The following is a 16,471-nucleotide window of genomic DNA, read 5'->3' on the forward strand; positions in this document are numbered from 1 at the left end:
GGACGACCATGACCGACACCATCCGGTACGACCGCGGCGCCGACGGCATCGTCACGCTCACCCTGGACGACCCCGACCAGTCCGCCAACACCATGAACCGGGCGTACGCCGCGTCGATGAGCGCGGTACTGGATCGGTTGGAGGCCGAGCGCGACGATCTGACCGGGGTCATCGTGACCAGCGCGAAGTCGACCTTCTTCGCCGGCGGCGATCTGCCGGAGATGGTCCGGGCGACCCGCGCCGACGCGCCCGCGCTGGCCGAGCTGCTCGGCATCATCAAGCGGGACCTGCGCCGGCTGGAGACGCTGGGCCGGCCCGTGGTCGCCGCAGTCAACGGCTCGGCGCTCGGCGGCGGCCTGGAGATCGCGCTCGCCTGCCACCACCGGGTCGCGCTGGACGCGCCCGGCAGCCGACTCGGGCTGCCCGAGGTGACCCTGGGGCTGCTGCCCGGCGCTGGCGGCGTCACCCGGACGGTACGGATGCTCGGCCTGGCCGGGGCGTTGACCACGGTGCTGCTCACCGGCCGGCGGATGCGCCCGGCCGACGCGCTGGCCGCCGGGCTGGTGGACGAGGTGGTGGCCACCCCGGAGGAGATGCAGGACCGGGCCCGCGCCTGGATCGCCACCAACCCTCACCCGGCCCAGCCGTGGGATCGACCGGACTACCGGATGCCCGGCGGCAGCCCGGCCAGCCGGTCGCTGGCCGCCCAGCTGCCGGCCTTCCCGGCGACCCTGCGCAAGCAGCTCAAAGGGGCCCGGCTGCCCGCACCCGAGGCGATCCTGGCGACCGCCGTCGAGGGGGCGCAGGTCGATCTGGAGACCGCGTTCACCGTGGAGACCCGGCACCTGATCGGCCTGCTCACCGGGCAGGTCGCCAAGAACATGATCGGCGCGTTCTTCTTCGACCTGAAGGCGGTCAACGGCGGGGCGGCCCGACCGTCCGGAGTCACCGTCTCCCCGGTACGCCGGGTGGCGGTGCTCGGCGCCGGCATGATGGGCGCGGGCATCGCGTACGCCTGCGCCAGCGCCGGGCTGGACGTGGTGGTCCGGGATGTCTCGCCGGAGGCCGCGGGCCGGGCCCGGGAGCACGCCGAGCGGCTGTTGGCCCGGAAGGTCCGCAAGGGCCGCGCGACGGAGGCCGACGCCCGGGCCGTGCTGGACCGGATCACCACCACCGACCAGGTGGACGCGCTGGCCGGCTGCGACGCGGTGATCGAGGCGGTCTTCGAGGACCCGGCGCTGAAGCGGACGGTCTTCGCCGAGGTGCTGCCGGTGCTGGCGCCGGACGCGCTGCTCGCCTCCAACACCTCCACCCTGCCGATCACCGGTCTGGCCGCCGGGGTGGACCGGCCGGACGACTTCATCGGCATGCACTTCTTCTCCCCGGTGGACCGGATGCCGCTGCTGGAGATCGTGGTCGGCGAGCGGACCAGCGACACCGCGCTGGCCCGGGCGTTCGACCTGGGCCGGCGGATCGGCAAGACCCCGATCGTGGTCAACGACGGCCGGGGCTTCTTCACCAGCCGGGTGATCGGCCGGTTCATCGACGAGGCGGTCGGCATGGTCGCCGAGGGGGTGCCGGCCGCCTCGGTGGAGCAGGCCGCCCTGCAGGCCGGCTACCCGACCGGGCCGCTGGCGCTGGCCGACGAGGTGAGCCTCACCCTGATCCAGCGGATCCGTCGACAGTTCGAGGCGGCCGGCGAAGGCTTCCTGCCACTGCCGGCGCACCGGCTCGTGGACGAGCTGGTCGACGCGTACGACCGGCCGGGGCGTGCCGCCGGGCGCGGCTTCTACGGGTACGACGACGGCACCCGGGGCCGGTTGTGGACCGGTCTCGCCGACCTGACCACCGACGCGGGCCGTGCCGTGCCGTTCACCGATCTCCAGGAGCGGATGCTCTTCGCCGAGGCGCTCGACGCGCTGCGCTGCCTCGACGAGGGGGTGCTGCGGACCGAGACCGACGCCAACATCGGCTCGATCTTCGGCATCGGCTTCCCGGCCTGGACCGGCGGGGTGATCCGCTACGTCCGGCAGTACGCGGGCGGCCCGGGCGGCTTCGCGGCCCGCGCCACCGAGCTGGCCGCCCGCTACGGCGACCGGTTCACGCCCCCCGACGACCTGGCCGACCGGCTCGCCGCCTCGGCCACCCGCCCCGCCGAAACAGTGAGCGCCGCATGACGGCGTCCAACGAGCCGGCGGGCGGGTCTGCGCGCGGCGGGCCGCTGGCCGGGGTGCGGGTGGTCGAGCTGGCCAGCCTGGCCCCGGCGCCATTCGGCTGCATGGTGCTCGCCGACCTCGGCGCGGACGTGGTGCGGGTGGACCGGCCGGGCGGCCCGGGTGCGGGGCGGCTGGCCGCGCCGACCGGCGGGCCGTTGCAGCGCGGCCGGCGGGTCACCGCGCTGGACCTGAAGTCCCCGACCGGGGTGGCGGACCTGCTGCGCCTGGTCGAGCGGGCGGACGTTCTGGTCGAGGCGTACCGGCCGGGCGTGGCCGAGCGGCTGGGCTTCGGGCCCGAGGTCTGCCAGGCCCGCAACCCCCGGCTGGTGTACGCGCGGATGACCGGCTGGGGCCAGGACGGGCCGCTGGCGCCCCGCGCCGGGCACGACATCGACTACATCGCGGTGGCCGGTGCGCTGGAGCCACTGGGTCGGGCCGGCGAGCGCCCGTACGCGCCGATGAATCTGCTCGGCGACTTCGGCGGGGGCGGCATGCTGCTCGCCGTGGGAGTGCTGGCCGCGCTGCTGGAACGGGAACGCTCCGGTGCCGGCCAGGTGGTCGACGCGGCGATGGTGGACGGCTCGGCGCTGCTCACCGCGTTCCTGCACGGGCTGCTCAGCACCGGCCTGTGGGCCGCGCCGCGCGGACACAACATGTTCGACGGCGGGGCGCCGTTCTACGACACGTACCGCACCGCCGACGGCGGCTTCATGGCCGTCGGCGCGATGGAGCCGGCCTTCTACGCCGAGCTGCTGACCGGCCTCGGCCTCGCCGACGAGGCGGACCTGCCCGCCCAGTACGACCCGAGCGGCTGGGACGGGCTGCGCCGGCGCTTCACCGAGCGTTTCGCCGAGCGGACCCGCGACGAGTGGACGGCCGTCTTCGCCGACCTGGACGCCTGCGTCGCGCCGGTGCTCGCCCCCCGCGAGGCACACCGGCATCCGCACAACGCCGCCCGGGGCACCTTCGTCGACGTGGGCGGCGAGATCCAGCCGGCCGCGGCACCCCGCTTCGACCGGACGCCGACCGGCCAGCCAACCCCAGCACCGGACCCGGAGCGGGACGTCCTGCCGGTCGACACGATCCTCACCGACTGGCAGTGAGCCCCGGCGGGCCACGGGCCCGCCCGGCGGCCGCGCACTGTCGCCGGCCGTGCCGCGCGCCGAGTACGACCGGCTGCGGGCCATCCTGCACAACGCCGCCCGCCCGGCCTGGACACCCAGAACCGGGCCGGGCACCCGGCGTTCGTCGAGCACCTGGCGGGCCGCGTCGCCTGGACGGCCACGCCCATCCCACCCGCGCTGCCAAACTGGCGACGCTCATCGCCGCCGCCCAGTCTGGCGAGGACGGCAGCCAGTTCTTTCAGGGGAGTCGACAAGCATGAGTTGGAAGGGCCACGTCAACGGAATCCTCTACGGGATCCAGTTCGACCAGACGCTTGACGACACGGTGGTGACCCGGGTCGCCGACGGGGTGACCGGCAGCCTCTACCCGGGCGACCGGATTGAGACGCTCGATGCGCTCGATCAGGCGCTGCGCCACCCTGGCCCACTCAACGACGAGGCCGAGACACACCACAGCGAGGAGAACATCCGCGCATTCCTAACCCACCTCTCCACCGCCCTAACAGCGCGCGCCTAACCCCCGGGCCCTCGGGGTTGATCAAGAGGTTTGCGTCAAGGAAGCGCCTTTTCGTGACGCAAACCTCTTGATCAACCGAGGTGGTCGGGCCGACCGGGGGTGGGTGGGGCGGTGGTACCAGGTGGCGAAGAGGGCGATGGCCAGCAGGAGCTCCGCTACGTCGCCGCCGTAGTACATGAGCTGGGCGGCGGAGCGGAACGCCGCCGGGTCCCGATCGGTGAGGCCGAGCGGGAGGGTGCTTGTGGCGCTGCTCTCCGACGGGCTGCTGCACGCCGCCGAGCTGATCGCCCTGGTCCGCGCGGCACGGCACCGACCAAGATCGACACGAGATCGGCGACATCGGGGGGTCCGACCTGGCCGGATGCCACGACTTCCCTGACCTCGTGTTGATCACGCGGTGCTTGCCGTCCGCGGGCGACAACATCCCCGTTTCGCGCCTCCGACCCGGCTAACGGCATGATCATGGAGCTGGGGTCGGGCCGGAAGCCTCGCCGGCAGCGGAACCCGAGAAGGAGGTGCCCGTGCCGGACGCAGAGGAACTCGTCGCCGACGCGCTCGCAGCGGTGCGCGGCACCGACGTACGCCAGGCCGAACGGCAGCTGGACCGGCTGATGGTCGGCACCGGCGCGGCGGACGGCACGGCGGCGGTGGACGTGGCGCTGCTGCGTCGCCTGGTCCGCAGCGTGGGGCGGCTCTGGCCACGCGGCTGGCAGCCGGTGGACCTGGACCGGCTCACCACCCGACGGCTCGGAGCACGCCAGGCCCGGCTGGTCCGGGACGCGATGGCCGCCCAGCGGCGCGACCAGGCCGGGCCGGTCCCGGACTGGTGGGACGAGCAGCTGGGCGAGTTGGCTGTCGAGGTCTGGTGGGACGACGACCGTGGCATGCTGGCCGGCTGGTCGGCCCGGGAAGGGCTGGACCGCGTCGACGCGCTACGCGTGGCGGTGGACACCCTGGTGCTGGTGGAGAGCCTGCCGCCCATCGCGGTGCTGCGCCCGCCACCCGGCACGACCGGCGCGGCGGCCGCCAGCCGACCGGCCGGCCGGGCCCGCAGTGGGTCACCGATGCTCGACCGGGTACGGGCGCTGCTGGCCAAGGCCGAGTCGACCACCTTCCCGGCCGAGGCCGAGGCGTTGACCGGCAAGGCACAGGAGCTGATCGCCCGGCACAGCATCGACGAGGCGCTGCTGGCCGCCGGGGCCGATCGTGGCGACCTGCCCGGCGGGGTGCGGCTCGGCACCGAATCCCCGTACGCGGGGGCCAAGGCGCTCCTGGTGCAGGAGGTGGCGGCGGCGAACCGGTGCGAGGCGGTCTGGTCCGCCGACCTCGGCTTCGCCACCGTGCTGGGCTGGCCGGCCGACCTGGTGGCGGTAGAGTTGCTGTACACCTCGCTGCTGGTCCAGGCCACCGCCGCGATGCTGCGCGGACGGGCCGAGCGCCGGCCCGGGGCCGGGCGGCGGACCCGCGTCTGGGACGAGTCCTTCCTCAACGCGTTCGCGCTGCGGATCGGCGAGCGGCTACGGGCGGCCACCGACGCGGCGGACCGGGCGGCGGCCGAGACGGCCGGCCCGGAGCGGCTGCTACCGGTGCTCGCGGCACGCGGCGAGGCGGTCCGGGAGCGCCTGGACACGCTCTTCCCCGGCGTCACCCGGCACCGCCTCAGCGTCCGCGACGCCGAGGGCTGGTCGTCCGGCACCTCTGCCGCCGACCGGGCGTCGCTGGACGTCGGCGGCGGGCGACCACCACCCCGACAGGTACCCGGCCGGCCCGACCCGCGCTGACCCGCCCGGTGTGGGACCGCCACCGTCGAAAAAATTCTGCGATGTTCTTCGGTAGTCGGTAGGGAACGGAGTTTCGGTTCCGACCCTCCGGTGAGCCGCGCCCCGGCCGGGGCGCGACCAGGACCTGAGGAGCATCGCCGTGAAGTACATGCTGCTGATCTGGAACCGGCCCGGCTTCACCGAGGAGCTGTCCGAGCGGGAGCGCACCGTCCTGTTCGGCGAGGTCGACGAGATCATGAAGGAGCTGACCGAGACCGGCGAGCTGGTCGACGGGCAGGCGCTCGCCAACCCGTCGCAGACGTTGACGGTCCGGCTCGCTGGCGGCCACCCGGAGGTCATCGACGGGCCGTTCATGGAGAGCAAGGAGCAGTTCGCCGGTTACCTGACCGTCGACTGCGACACCCCCGAGCGGGCCGCCGAGATCGCCGCCCGCTGGCCGGACGTGCGCTTCGGCGGCGCCATGGAGGTTCGCCCGATCATGAACCAGGCCGGGACGGAGATGTGACCGAGGACCGGACGGTCGAGGAGCTGCTGCGCACGCTCGCGCCGCAGCTCCTCGGCCTGCTGGTCCGTCGGCACGGCCAGTTCGACCGGTGCGAGGACGCGGTCCAGGAGGCGCTGCTCGCCGCCGCCACGCAGTGGCCCGGCCAGGGCGTACCGGACAATCCCCGCGCCTGGCTGCTCACCGTCGCCACCCGCCGGCTCACCGACGAGTGGCGCAGCGAGAGCGCCCGCCGGGACCGCGAGGTGGCGGTGGCGTTGCGCGAGCCGGCGTACGCCGGGGTGGCGCCGGCGGCCGACGCGGAGCCGGCGGTGGCGGACGCCGACGACACGCTCACCCTGCTGTTCCTCTGCTGCCACCCGGCGCTGACCCCCACGGCGCAGGTGACGCTCACCCTGCGCGCGGTCGGCGGTCTCAGCACCGCACAGATCGCCCGGGCGCACCTGGTGCCGGAGGCGACGATGAGGCAGCGGATCCGCCGGGCCAAACAGCGGATCGAGGTCGCCGGCGCCCGGTTCACCATGCCCGCACCGGATGAGCGGCACGAGCGGCTGCGCACGGTGCTCCGGGTGCTCTACCTGATCTTCAACGAGGGGTACACCGCGTCCAGCGGGCCGGACCTGCACCGGGCCGAACTCACCGGCGAGGCGATCCGGCTGGCCCGCATCCTGCACGGGCTGCTGCCGGACGAGGGCGAGGTGGCCGGACTGCTGGCGCTGATGCTGCTCACCGACGCGCACCGGGCGGCCCGGGTCGGCCCGGACGGGGAGTTGGTGCCGCTGGCCGAGCAGGACCGCACACTCTGGGACCGGGCGGCCATCGCGGAGGGGATCGCGCTGATCACCGAGGCGTTGACCTGGTCGCCGCCCGGCCCGTACCAGCTCCAGGCGGCGATCGCCGCGGTGCACGCCGAGGCGCCGACGGCGGCGGTGACGGACTGGCCGCAGATCGTCGCGCTCTACCGGCTGCTCGCCCGGATCGCACCGAACCCGATGGTCACCCTCAACCAGGCGGTGGCGGTGGCCATGGTGGACGGGCCATTGGCCGGGCTGGCCCTGCTCACACCCTTGGATGCCGACGAGCGCACCGCCGGGCACCACCGGCTCGCCGCAGTCCGGGCCCACCTGCTGGAGCTGGCCGGTGAGCCCGGCGCGGCGCGTGACGCGTACCTGGCGGCGGCGCGGGGCACCACCAGCCTGCCCGAGCAGCGGTACCTGGAGCTGCGGGCCGCCCGACTGGCGGGGCACCGATGAGGCCGGCGGTGGCCAGCGGTGCGGTTGGTCCGGCCGTCGTCGACCCGCCCGGACTGCCGGTCTCCCAGCCGGCGGTCACGCCGCCGGCCGTCGGGCGGAGCTGACCACCCGACGGCGACGGCGCACGGTCACACCTCGGGCTCGATGGCCGGGCAGCGGGTGCCGGGGCCGGGCACCACTCCGTCGATCAGGTAGGAGTCAACGGCCTGCCCCACGCACGGGCTGGTGGTGTAGCTGCCGTGCCCGCACCCCTGGTAGGTGAGCAGCACGCCGTGCCTACCCAGTTGTCGCGCCACGTTGGTGGCCCAGTTGTAGCCGCTGGCGGGGTCGTGCACGGTGGCGGCGATCAGCATCGGCACGTCGGTGCGTACCCGCAGGCGGTGCTGCGGGTTGGCGACCGGCGTCGGGGTGCCCAGGCAGGTGACGAGGGCGAACAGGGCCGGCGGGTAGCGCAGGTCGGGAGCGAGCCGGGCCATCCGGCCCAGGTGTCCGGCGTACTCGCGGTAGTCGCGGACGGGCAGGCTCCAGTCCTGGCAGAAGACCGCGAAGGGGTACGGAGCCACGGCATCGTCCGTCGGCGTGGCGGCCGGCGGGCCGACGCTCGGCGTGGTGGTGGCGGCCTCCAGTTTCACGATCCACTCGGCCAGTTCCGGCCACCACCGCGTCTCGTAGAGCTTCCGGTGGGCGAGGCGGCTCAGCTCGAACGGGGGCAACACGGCCCCACCTCGGTCCGGGTCGGTCAGCGCGCCACGCTCGGCCCGGCCGTGCAACCCTGCCCAGACCGCACGGACGTCCCGCCCGTTGAGCAGGCAGCCGGTGGACCCGGCACACCAGGCCACGAACTCGTCGAACGCGCCTTCCGTGGTGACCGCCTGGGTGTCGAGGAAGGCGCGGGTGTCGACGCTGTGGTCCATCGCGGCCTCCAGCACCACGGCCCGGACCCGGTCGGGGAACAGCTCGGCGTACCGGGTGCCGAGCAGGGTGCCGTACGAGCTGCCGTGGAAGGTCAGCCGCCGCTCGCCCAGCGCGGCGCGGACCGCGTCGAGGTCGCGGGCGGCACTGGTGGTGTCCACGTGGTCGTAGAGCGGCCCGGTGCGGGCCCGGCAGTCGGCGCGCAGCAGCGCGTTGTTGGCCAGCGTGGCGTCGAACTGAGCCTGGTCGGCGATCAGTTGCGGTTGCCGGGCGAGCAGGTCCCTGGAGCAGATCACCGGGTGGCTGCGGCCGGTGCCGCGTGGGTCGAAGCTGACGATGTCGAACCGGCGGCGCAGCTCGGCGCTGAACCGTGAACTGCCGGTCACCACCCGGTCGACTCCGCTGTCGCCCGGCCCACCAGGACCGAACACCAGGGTGCCGGTGCGGGCGGCCGGATCGGTGGCGACCCGGCGGGCCAGCGCCAGGTCGAACCGCTCCCCCCGGGGCTGGCGCCAGTCCACCGGCAGCGACAGAGTGCCGCACTCGGCGGTGGCGTCCTTGGGGCACGGCTGCCAGTCGATGCTCGGCGGCGGTTGGGGTCGGGCGGTGGCCGGGCTGGCCGGGGCCAGGGCGGTGGCCGTGATGGCCAGGGCGACCGCCCAGCCGACGGCGGATTTGCGTACACGCAGCATCAAGTGCTGTCCTCTCCTCGAAGGAGCGTCACCGGGAAGAACTCGCCCACTGGGCGAGGTGGTGCTACTTCCATCCGGGCCGTCGAGTAGCCGCTCGACGGCCCGGGGTCTCTGGTCCGCCGGGGTCAGTCGACCTCGCGCAGGACGCGTTCGAGTGTGGTCATCCGGGATTCCATTCCGCCCAGCCGGCCGTCCAGCGCCGCGAGCAGACGGGAGTTCTCCGCCTGCGCCTGGGCGGCGGTCTCGGCGAGCCGGCGGTAGTCGTCCGAGCGGGCCGATTCGAGCCGGGCCCGTCGGGTCTTGGAGATCTGGACGACGGTTACCGCGAACACGGTGATCAGCAGGGCGAAGATGCCGATCGCGCCGACCACTTCGGTCCAGTCGTGGTCGCTCATCCCGGTCATCGGTCCGCTCCGGGCTGCTCGGCCGAGTCGGGCACGGTCAGCGTCTCGACCGCCGCCGCGATGATCTCGGGGGTGAGTGTGAGCACGAACGGCTCCACCTCGTAGTAGTTCATGGCCTTTCCGTCCTCCGACAACTCCATGCTGGCGGTGACCAGCCCGGCCGCCGCCAGCTTCCGTAGGTGGACCTGCAACAGCGCCCGGCTGATGCCCAGTTGCCGGGCCAGCCCGCTGACGTAGGCGCGCTCGCGAGCCAGCGCCGCGACGATCCGCAGCCGGTGCGGGTTGGCCAGGGTGGCCAGCACCCGGACCAGGTCGTCGCCGGTCGGCGGCGGACCAGCACTCATAACCAGCCCTTGCACATGCGAACAGAAGTTAGCGGGTGATGGCGCACGGAGGCCAGGGGTTCCGGACGGGATCAGGGGGATCTCAGGGTCACCACACGGGGTCGGACAGACAGCACGCCGGGCCGGTGATCGATCACCGGCCCGGCGTGTGGAGTGCGTCGTACGTCAGCTCTTGAAGGCGTCCTTGATCTTCTCGCCCGCCTGCTTGAGCTTGGCCCCGGCCTGGTCATTGCGACCCTCGGCCTCGAGGCGCTCATTGTCGGTGGCCCGGCCGGCGCCTTCCTTGATCTTGCCGGCCGCGTCCTCGCTGGCGTTGTTGATCTTGTCGTCGATACCCATTTGCGAACCTCCATTGCGAGCGTCGCTACGCCATCAGCAGTACCCCCGCCACGGACGGCCCAACCATTTACGATCCGAGGAACGTCACAACCCGTCACCGCCGGCTGCCGAACGGAACCGGCGCAGGCGCAGGCTGTTGGCCACCACGAAGACCGAGGAGAAGGCCATCGTGGCGCCCGCGATCATGGGGTTGAGCAGCCCGGCGGCAGCCAACGGCAGGGCCGCCACGTTGTACCCGAACGCCCAGAACAGGTTGCCCCGGATGATGCCGAGCGTGCGCCGGGACAGCCGGATGGCGTCCACCGCGGCGTCCAGGTCACCGCGGACCAGGGTGAGGTCGGACGCCTCGATCGCCACGTCGGTGCCGGTGCCCATGGCGAGGCCCAGGTCGGCCTGGGCCAGCGCCGGGGCGTCGTTGACCCCGTCGCCGACCATCGCCACCGACCTACCCTCGGCCTGGAGCCGTTTGACGACGTCGACCTTGCCGGCCGGCAGCACCTCCGCGATCACCTCGTCCACGCCCACCTCGGCGGCGACCGCCCGGGCCACGGTGACGTTGTCCCCGGTCAGCAGGACCGGGGTGAGCCCCAGGGCGCGCAGCCGGGCCACGGCCGCCCGGCTGGTCGGCCGGACCACGTCGGCGACCGCGAGCACGCCCCGAGCCCGCCCGTCCCAGCCGGCGAGGATCGCCGTCCGGCCGGCGGCCTCCGCGTCGGTGACCGCCTGCTCGATCTCCGGCGGTACGTCGAGCCCGCGCTCCCGCAGCAGCCGGAGTCGGCCGATCAGCACCGCCCGCCCGTCGACGGTGGCGGTCACGCCCAGCCCTTCGAGGTTGACGAAGCCGGTCACCGGGGGCAGCGCCCCGGCGTCGGCGGCGCCTGCGGCGACCGCCCGGGCGATCGGGTGCTCGGAGGCGGCCTCCACCGCCCCGGCGAGCCGGAGCAGCTCGGCACGGTCCTCCCCGGCCGCCGGCACCACGTCCACCAGGGTCATCCGGCCGGTCGTCACGGTGCCGGTCTTGTCCAGCACCACGGTGTCCACCCGCCGGGTCGACTCCAGCACCTCCGGCCCCTTGATCAGCACGCCGAGCTGGGCGCCCCGGCCAGTGCCGACCAGCAGCGCGGTCGGCGTGGCCAGGCCGAGCGCGCACGGGCAGGCGATGATCAGCACGGCCACCGCCGCGGTGAAGGCAGCGGTCGGCCCGGCCCCGGTGCCGAGCCACCAGCCGAGGGTGCCCGCGGCGAGCGTGATGACGATCGGCACGAAGACGCCCGAGATCCGGTCCGCCAGCCGCTGCACGGCGGCCTTGCCGCTCTGCGCCTGCTCGACCAGGTCCGCCATGCGGGCGAGCTGGGTGTCCCCGCCGACCCGGGTGGCGGTGACGACCAGCCGGCCGCCCGCGTTGACGGTGGCGCCCACCACGGTGTCGCCCGGGCCGACCTCGACCGGCACCGACTCGCCGGTGAGCATGCTGGCGTCGACGGCCGAGGTGCCCTCGTCGACCACCCCGTCGGTGGCGATCTTCTCGCCGGGGCGGACCACGAACCGATCGCCGACGGCGAGCTGCTCCACCGGGATCAGGGTCTCCACCCCGTCGCGCAGCACCGCCACCTCCTTGGCGCCGAGTTCGAGCAGGGCGCGCAGGGCGGCGCCGGCGGTCCGCTTGGACCTGGCCTCGAAGTAGCGGCCGGCCAGGATGAACACCGTCACCCCGGCGGCCGCCTCCAGGTAGATGTTGCCGGCGCCGTCGGTGCGGGTGATGTCGAAGCGGAACGGGTGCGTCATCCCGGGCATCCCCGCGTCGCCGAGGAAGAGCGCCCAGAGCGACCAACCGAACGCGGCGAGGGTGCCGAGCGAGACCAGGGTGTCCATGGTCGCCGCGCCGTGCCGCAGGTTGGTCCAGGCGGCCCGGTGGAAGGGCAGCCCACCCCAGACCACCACCGGGGCGGCCAGGGTCAGCGACAGCCACTGCCAGTAGTCGAACTGCCAGGCCGGGACCATGGCCAGCAGGATCACCGGCACGCTGAGCGCCACCGAAACCCAGAGCCGGGTACGCGGCCCGCGCAGCGCGTCCACCGGCTGCTCGGTCGGCCCGGCGGCGGCCGGCGGGGGCGGAAGCGCGGCGCTGTAACCGGTCTTCCGGACCGTGTCGATCAGGTCGTCCGGCGTGACGCCGTCGTCGTACCGGACGGTGGCCTTCTCGGTGGCGTAGTTGACGGTGGCGCTGACCCCGTCCATCCGGTTCAGCTTCTTCTCGATCCGGGCGGCGCAGGCGGCGCAGGTCATCCCGGCGATCGCCAGCTCGATCCGGTTCGGCGCCTCGGGCAGCGGTCTGCTGCTGGTGGTGGTCATCGTCATTCCCGTCAGTTGTGCCCGTGGCCGGGGGTGCCGTGGTCGGTGCCACCGGTCGGTGCGGGCCCGCTCGGGGTGGGCTCGCCACCGGTCGGCGGGGTGCCGGTCGTCGGGGTGCCGGCCACGACGGTGAACTCGGCGGTGTGCACCGCTCCGCCGTGCCGGAAGTCGAGGTAGAGCCGGTACGTACCGGCCGAGGGCACCTCGGCGAGGAAGGTGACGGCCGGGCCGGGTGGGGTCCGCCCGTCGCCGGGCACCCCGTCCGGGTGCACGTGCAGGTACGCCAGGTCGCCCCGGCGCAGTGCCACCAGGTGCCCGTACGCGCCCAGGTAGGGCTCCAGGTCGGTGACCGGCTGCCCGTCCCGGCTGACGGTCAGGGTCAGCGGTGAGGTGCGGCCGGGCTGCGGCGCGCCGGTCAGGGTGACCGTGTAGCCGTCGACGGTGGTGCTGGTCGCCGGGGCGGGCAGCGGTCGCTCGGTCAGCGCTCCGGGGACGGTCACGTCCACACCAAGGGTCAGCGGCTCGCCCCCGGTCGGGGTGAAGTCGGCGAACGCCCGCCACTGCCCGGGGCCAGCCAGCGGGGTGGCGACCCGCCAGGTGCCGTCCGGGGCCAGGTCGGGGTGCACGTGGCGGAAGCCGGACAGGTCCCGTCGAGCCACGATCAGGTGCATCTGCTTGTCGTGCGCCACGTCGTACCGGGTCACCGGCTTGCCGTCCGGGCCGCCGATCCGGAAGGCGAACTCGCCTGCCGGGGCGGCGACCGGTTCGAGGGTGTAGCCCTGGTCGGAGACGAGCAGCCCGCCGGGGAACCGGTCGACCGCCTCCCCGTGGCCCGCTGAGTCCGCCTCGTGGGCGGCTCCGCCGTCGTGCCGACTCTCGGCAACCGGGGCGGCGGGGCCGGCCACCTGGCCGATCCCGTACGCCGCGCCGAAGACCGCTGCGAGGCCGAGGGCGAACCCGCCCAGTCTGGTCACCGTGTTCATGTCGGGCTCCCCGGGATCAGGCGTCGACGAGGTTGTAGCCGGCCTCGTCGACGGCGGCCCGGACGGTTTCCACGTCCAGTGGCTGGTCGCTGTTGACGGTGACCCGGCCGGTGGCAAGGTCGACCTGGACGTCGCTCACCCCCGTGATGGCGCCCACCTCGGCGCTGACCGCGCTGACGCAGTGCCCACAGGTCATGCCCTGCACCTGGTACGTCGTGTTGACCATCGGACTGATCTCCCCTCTGCCGCCTCCGAGCCTATACCCCCCGGGGGTAATCTGGAGACGGACCTCCGCCTTTGCCTGTACCGGTACCCGGTTGGGGTATCGTGGCAGGAGACGAACGTACCATACCCCCCCGGGGTACGCTATCCTGGTCGTCATGACCACACCCACCCCGATCCGCGGATACACCGCCAGCAAGGACCAGTTGCTCACGCGGCTCCGCCGCGTCGAGGGGCAGGTCCGTGGCATCGAGAAGATGGTCGACGAGGACCGTTACTGCATCGACGTGCTCACCCAGATCTCCGCGATCCAGGCCGCCCTGGACAAGGTGGCGTTGGGCCTGCTCGACGGGCACGCCCGGCACTGCATGCACGAAGGAGCGGCCGAGGGCAGGGCCGACGAGATGGCCTCCGAGATGATGGCGGCGGTCGGCCGGCTGATGAAGCGCGGCTGAGGGCTCTCAGCCGGGCTCCGGGGCGAGGCGTACCCGGCGCAGCAACTGGGCGTTGAGCGCCACCACGATGGTGGACGCGGACATCAGCACCGCCGCCAGCGCCGGGCTCAACGCCACCCCCGCCCAGGCCAGCACACCGGCCGCCAGCGGCAGCGTCACCACGTTGTAGCCCGCCGCCCAGGCCAGGTTCTGCCGCATCTTGCGGTACGACGCCCGGGAGAGCCGGACCACGGCACCGACCCCGCGCGGGTCCGACGACGCCAGCACCACCCCGGCGGACTCGATCGCGACATCGGTGCCCGCGCCGATCGCGATGCCCACGTCGGCACGAGCCAACGCCGGGGCGTCGTTCACCCCGTCGCCGACCATCGCCACGGTCAACCCCCGCCGCTGGAGTTCGGCAACCCGGTCGTCCTTCTCGGCCGGCAGCACCTCGGCGAAGACCTCGTCGACGCCGGGCCGGAAGCCGAGGTCGGCGGCCACCGCCTCGGCTACCGGTCGGGCATCACCGGTGATCATGGCGATGGTCCGGACGCCCTCGGTGCGCAGCTCGACGATGGCCTGACGGGCCTCCGGACGCACCTCGTCGGTCAGTGCGAACGCGCCAAGCACCGTGTCCGGCAGCCGTACCAGGTGCAGCACGGCGGCACCCCGCGCCGACCATCGCCCGGTCGCCGCGTCCAACTCGGCCGGAAGCGACAGGCCCAGCTCCCGCAGCAGCGCCGGCCCGCCCACCGCGTACTCCGTACCGTCGATGGTGGCCTGCACGCCGCGACCCGGCAGCGACCGGAACCCGGCGGCCCGGGTCGGGCCGGCGCGTCCGGCCGCCGCCACGATCGCCCGGGCCAGCGGATGCTCGCTGTCGGATTCCACGCCGGCCGCGATCCGCAGCACCTCGTCCCGCCCGACGCCGGACACCGTCACCACGTCGGTGACCGCGTGCTCACCCCGGGTCAGGGTGCCGGTCTTGTCGAAGAGCACCACGGCCACGGTCCGCATCCGCTCCAGCGCCAACCGGTCCTTGACCAGGATCCCGGATCGCGCGGCCAGCGCGGTGGAGAGCGCGACGACCAGCGGGATGGCCAGACCGAGCGCGTGCGGGCAGGCGATCACCAGGACGGTGACCGCGCGGACCACCGCCTCGTCCGGCTCGCCGAGCGCGGTCCAGACCAGCACGGTCAGCACCGCGGTGCCGGTGGCCACGTAGAACAGCGCGGCGGCGAACCGGTCAGCCAGCAGTTGTGCCCGCCCGCCGGAGCGCTGCGCCTGCGCGACCATCCGCTGGATGCCGGCGAGCGCGGTCTGCTCACCCAGCGCCTCGACGCGGACCCGGATCGCCGAGTCGGTGGCGACGGTGCCGGCCACCACCCGGTCCCCTGCCGACCGGGCGACCGGACGCGACTCGCCGGTGATCATCGATTCGTCCAGCTCGGCGCCGCCGTCCACGATCCGGCCGTCCGCCGGTACTCGGCCCCCGGGCCGGACCAGCACCACATCGCCGATCCGCAGCTCGGCCACCGACACCGCCTCGACCCGCCCGTCCGCCGTCACCTGCTCGGCCTCGTCGGGCAGCAGTGCGGCCAGCGCCGCGAGTGCGCCCCGGGCCTGCCCGATGGCCTTCATCTCCTGCCAGTGCCCGAGCAGCATGATGGTGACCAGCGCGGCCAGCTCCCACCAGAAGTCCAGGTCGAAGGCTCCCAGGCTGGTGGCCAGCGACGCGGTGTAGGCGACGGTTATCGCCATCGCGACCAGCAGCATCATGCCCGGCGCCCGGTCCCGCACCTCGCGGACCGCACCGACCAGGAACGGCCAGCCACCCCACCAGAACACAACCGAGCCGAGCACCGGCCCGACCCAGGAGCGCCCCGGTACGTCCAGCCGGAGGCCGAGCCGGTCCAGCACCAGGTCGCTCGTCAGCACCACCGGGACGGTGAGCACCAGGCAGACCCAGAACCGACGGCGGAACATCGCCGGGTCGTGCCCGGCGTGCTTGTCATGCCCGGCGTGCTCGTCCTGCTGCTTCGGCCCGGCGGACCCGGCGTGCTGCTGGTGACTGCCGGGACGGTCGGGCTCGGGCTGTGACGGAGCGGACATGACTCCAACATGCCGGTCCGGTCACCGCCGTGCGGGCGGTTCGACCGCGCGACACCCCGCCACAACCTGCGTCCGCGGGTCGGGCTGGCTAGCATTTCCCACGATGGCCCTCCGGACCTCGCTACGCAGTCGGGCGCCGACGCCGCCACGATGTGGCGTCGCCTCCGGTCGACCGCGCCGAGCACTCACCGTCCGTAGCCGTCATGTCGCCACCCAGCGATTCGTCATGCCCGTCGCCGCATTCCCGCGGCGGCGGTGAACCGACCGGCCCGCCGGCACGT

15 protein-coding genes are annotated in these 16,471 nt (G+C 73.8%); 7 read left to right on the forward strand and 8 right to left on the reverse strand.

The window, feature by feature from the left end; genetic code table 11:
- Positions 1–8 precede the first annotated feature (8 nt).
- The 6 genes from OG990_RS26735 to OG990_RS26760 all read left to right on the forward strand — a co-directional run bounded on the left by OG990_RS26735 (position 9) and on the right by OG990_RS26760 (position 7,393).
- Complete coding sequence (locus OG990_RS26735) at positions 9–2,177, forward strand: 3-hydroxyacyl-CoA dehydrogenase NAD-binding domain-containing protein (protein ID WP_406077543.1); 2,169 nt, start codon at positions 9–11, stop codon at positions 2,175–2,177.
- A complete protein-coding gene (locus OG990_RS26740; RefSeq protein ID WP_406077544.1) occupies positions 2,174–3,319 on the forward strand; it encodes a CaiB/BaiF CoA transferase family protein in 1,146 nt (381 codons plus the stop codon). Before OG990_RS26735 ends, OG990_RS26740 begins: the two co-directional genes overlap by 4 nt.
- Positions 3,320–3,596: 277 nt before the next feature.
- Positions 3,597–3,857 carry a hypothetical protein gene (locus OG990_RS26745; protein ID WP_406077545.1) on the forward strand — a complete coding sequence of 87 codons (261 nt, stop codon included), beginning with the start codon at positions 3,597–3,599 and terminating at the stop codon, positions 3,855–3,857.
- A 521-nt stretch (positions 3,858–4,378) separates the two neighbouring features.
- A complete protein-coding gene (locus OG990_RS26750; protein WP_406077546.1) occupies positions 4,379–5,638 on the forward strand; it encodes a DUF2786 domain-containing protein in 1,260 nt (419 codons plus the stop codon).
- Positions 5,639–5,786: 148 nt separating this feature from the next.
- Positions 5,787–6,143 carry a YciI family protein gene (locus OG990_RS26755; RefSeq protein WP_328426259.1) on the forward strand — a complete coding sequence of 119 codons (357 nt, stop codon included), beginning with the start codon at positions 5,787–5,789 and terminating at the stop codon, positions 6,141–6,143.
- Positions 6,140–7,393: an RNA polymerase sigma factor gene (locus OG990_RS26760; RefSeq protein WP_406077547.1), complete on the forward strand. Its 1,254-nt coding sequence runs from the start codon at positions 6,140–6,142 to the stop codon at positions 7,391–7,393. Before OG990_RS26755 ends, OG990_RS26760 begins: the two co-directional genes overlap by 4 nt.
- 128 nt (positions 7,394–7,521) lie before the next feature.
- Here OG990_RS26760 and OG990_RS26765 read toward each other — a convergent pair whose 3' ends face one another.
- The 7 genes from OG990_RS26765 to OG990_RS26795 all read right to left on the reverse strand — a co-directional run bounded on the left by OG990_RS26765 (position 7,522) and on the right by OG990_RS26795 (position 13,645).
- Positions 7,522–8,997, reverse strand: coding sequence for an alpha/beta hydrolase (locus OG990_RS26765; RefSeq protein ID WP_406077548.1), 1,476 nt, complete (start codon positions 8,995–8,997; stop codon positions 7,522–7,524).
- A 125-nt stretch (positions 8,998–9,122) separates the two neighbouring features.
- Positions 9,123–9,401, reverse strand: coding sequence for a hypothetical protein (locus tag OG990_RS26770; RefSeq protein WP_386985483.1), 279 nt, complete (start codon positions 9,399–9,401; stop codon positions 9,123–9,125).
- Entirely contained in the window at positions 9,398–9,745 is a 348-nt protein-coding gene (locus tag OG990_RS26775) for an ArsR family transcriptional regulator (protein WP_355602098.1), read from the reverse strand. The genes OG990_RS26770 and OG990_RS26775 overlap by 4 nt, the downstream gene beginning before the upstream one ends.
- A gap of 165 nt (positions 9,746–9,910) precedes the next feature.
- Entirely contained in the window at positions 9,911–10,084 is a 174-nt protein-coding gene (locus tag OG990_RS26780) for a CsbD family protein (RefSeq protein WP_252416040.1), read from the reverse strand.
- An 84-nt stretch (positions 10,085–10,168) separates the two neighbouring features.
- The gene (locus tag OG990_RS26785; protein WP_406077549.1) at positions 10,169–12,436 is read right to left on the reverse strand and encodes a heavy metal translocating P-type ATPase; all 2,268 of its coding nucleotides are present in this window, start codon (positions 12,434–12,436) and stop codon (positions 10,169–10,171) included.
- Between the two features lie 11 nt (positions 12,437–12,447).
- On the reverse strand, positions 12,448–13,419 hold the full coding sequence (locus OG990_RS26790; RefSeq protein ID WP_406077550.1) for a hypothetical protein: 972 nt from the start codon (positions 13,417–13,419) through the stop codon (positions 12,448–12,450).
- Between the two features lie 16 nt (positions 13,420–13,435).
- Positions 13,436–13,645: a heavy-metal-associated domain-containing protein gene (locus OG990_RS26795; RefSeq protein WP_386985490.1), complete on the reverse strand. Its 210-nt coding sequence runs from the start codon at positions 13,643–13,645 to the stop codon at positions 13,436–13,438.
- Positions 13,646–13,799: 154 nt separating this feature from the next.
- Here OG990_RS26795 and OG990_RS26800 point away from each other — a divergent pair, with 154 nt between their 5' ends.
- Complete coding sequence (locus tag OG990_RS26800; protein ID WP_328422960.1) at positions 13,800–14,096, forward strand: metal-sensitive transcriptional regulator; 297 nt, start codon at positions 13,800–13,802, stop codon at positions 14,094–14,096.
- Positions 14,097–14,102: 6 nt separating this feature from the next.
- On the opposite strand, the gene OG990_RS26805 is transcribed toward OG990_RS26800, so the two are convergent.
- On the reverse strand, positions 14,103–16,190 hold the full coding sequence (locus OG990_RS26805) for a copper-translocating P-type ATPase (RefSeq protein ID WP_406077551.1): 2,088 nt from the start codon (positions 16,188–16,190) through the stop codon (positions 14,103–14,105).
- Between the last annotated feature and the right edge of the window lie 281 nt (positions 16,191–16,471).

It is taken from the genome of Micromonospora sp. NBC_00858 (assembly GCF_045207365.1).
Classification (GTDB): Bacteria; Actinomycetota; Actinomycetes; order Mycobacteriales; family Micromonosporaceae; genus Micromonospora.

Excerpts from the sequence above, each read along its gene's own strand:
- OG990_RS26735 (WP_406077543.1), top strand. The coding sequence starts at position 9 with ATGACCGACACCATCCGGTACGACCGCGGCGCCGACGGCATCGTCACG.
- OG990_RS26740 (WP_406077544.1), top strand. The coding sequence starts at position 2,174 with ATGACGGCGTCCAACGAGCCGGCGGGCGGGTCTGCGCGCGGCGGGCCG.
- OG990_RS26745 (WP_406077545.1), top strand. The coding sequence starts at position 3,597 with ATGAGTTGGAAGGGCCACGTCAACGGAATCCTCTACGGGATCCAGTTC.
- OG990_RS26755 (WP_328426259.1), top strand. The coding sequence starts at position 5,787 with ATGCTGCTGATCTGGAACCGGCCCGGCTTCACCGAGGAGCTGTCCGAG.
- OG990_RS26765 (WP_406077548.1), bottom strand. The coding sequence starts at position 8,997 with ATGCTGCGTGTACGCAAATCCGCCGTCGGCTGGGCGGTCGCCCTGGCC.
- OG990_RS26770 (WP_386985483.1), bottom strand. The coding sequence starts at position 9,401 with ATGACCGGGATGAGCGACCACGACTGGACCGAAGTGGTCGGCGCGATC.
- OG990_RS26775 (WP_355602098.1), bottom strand. The coding sequence starts at position 9,745 with ATGAGTGCTGGTCCGCCGCCGACCGGCGACGACCTGGTCCGGGTGCTG.
- OG990_RS26780 (WP_252416040.1), bottom strand. The coding sequence starts at position 10,084 with ATGGGTATCGACGACAAGATCAACAACGCCAGCGAGGACGCGGCCGGC.
- OG990_RS26785 (WP_406077549.1), bottom strand. The coding sequence starts at position 12,436 with ATGACCACCACCAGCAGCAGACCGCTGCCCGAGGCGCCGAACCGGATC.
- OG990_RS26790 (WP_406077550.1), bottom strand. The coding sequence starts at position 13,419 with ATGAACACGGTGACCAGACTGGGCGGGTTCGCCCTCGGCCTCGCAGCG.
- OG990_RS26795 (WP_386985490.1), bottom strand. The coding sequence starts at position 13,645 with ATGGTCAACACGACGTACCAGGTGCAGGGCATGACCTGTGGGCACTGC.
- OG990_RS26800 (WP_328422960.1), top strand. The coding sequence starts at position 13,800 with ATGACCACACCCACCCCGATCCGCGGATACACCGCCAGCAAGGACCAG.
- OG990_RS26805 (WP_406077551.1), bottom strand. The coding sequence starts at position 16,190 with ATGTCCGCTCCGTCACAGCCCGAGCCCGACCGTCCCGGCAGTCACCAG.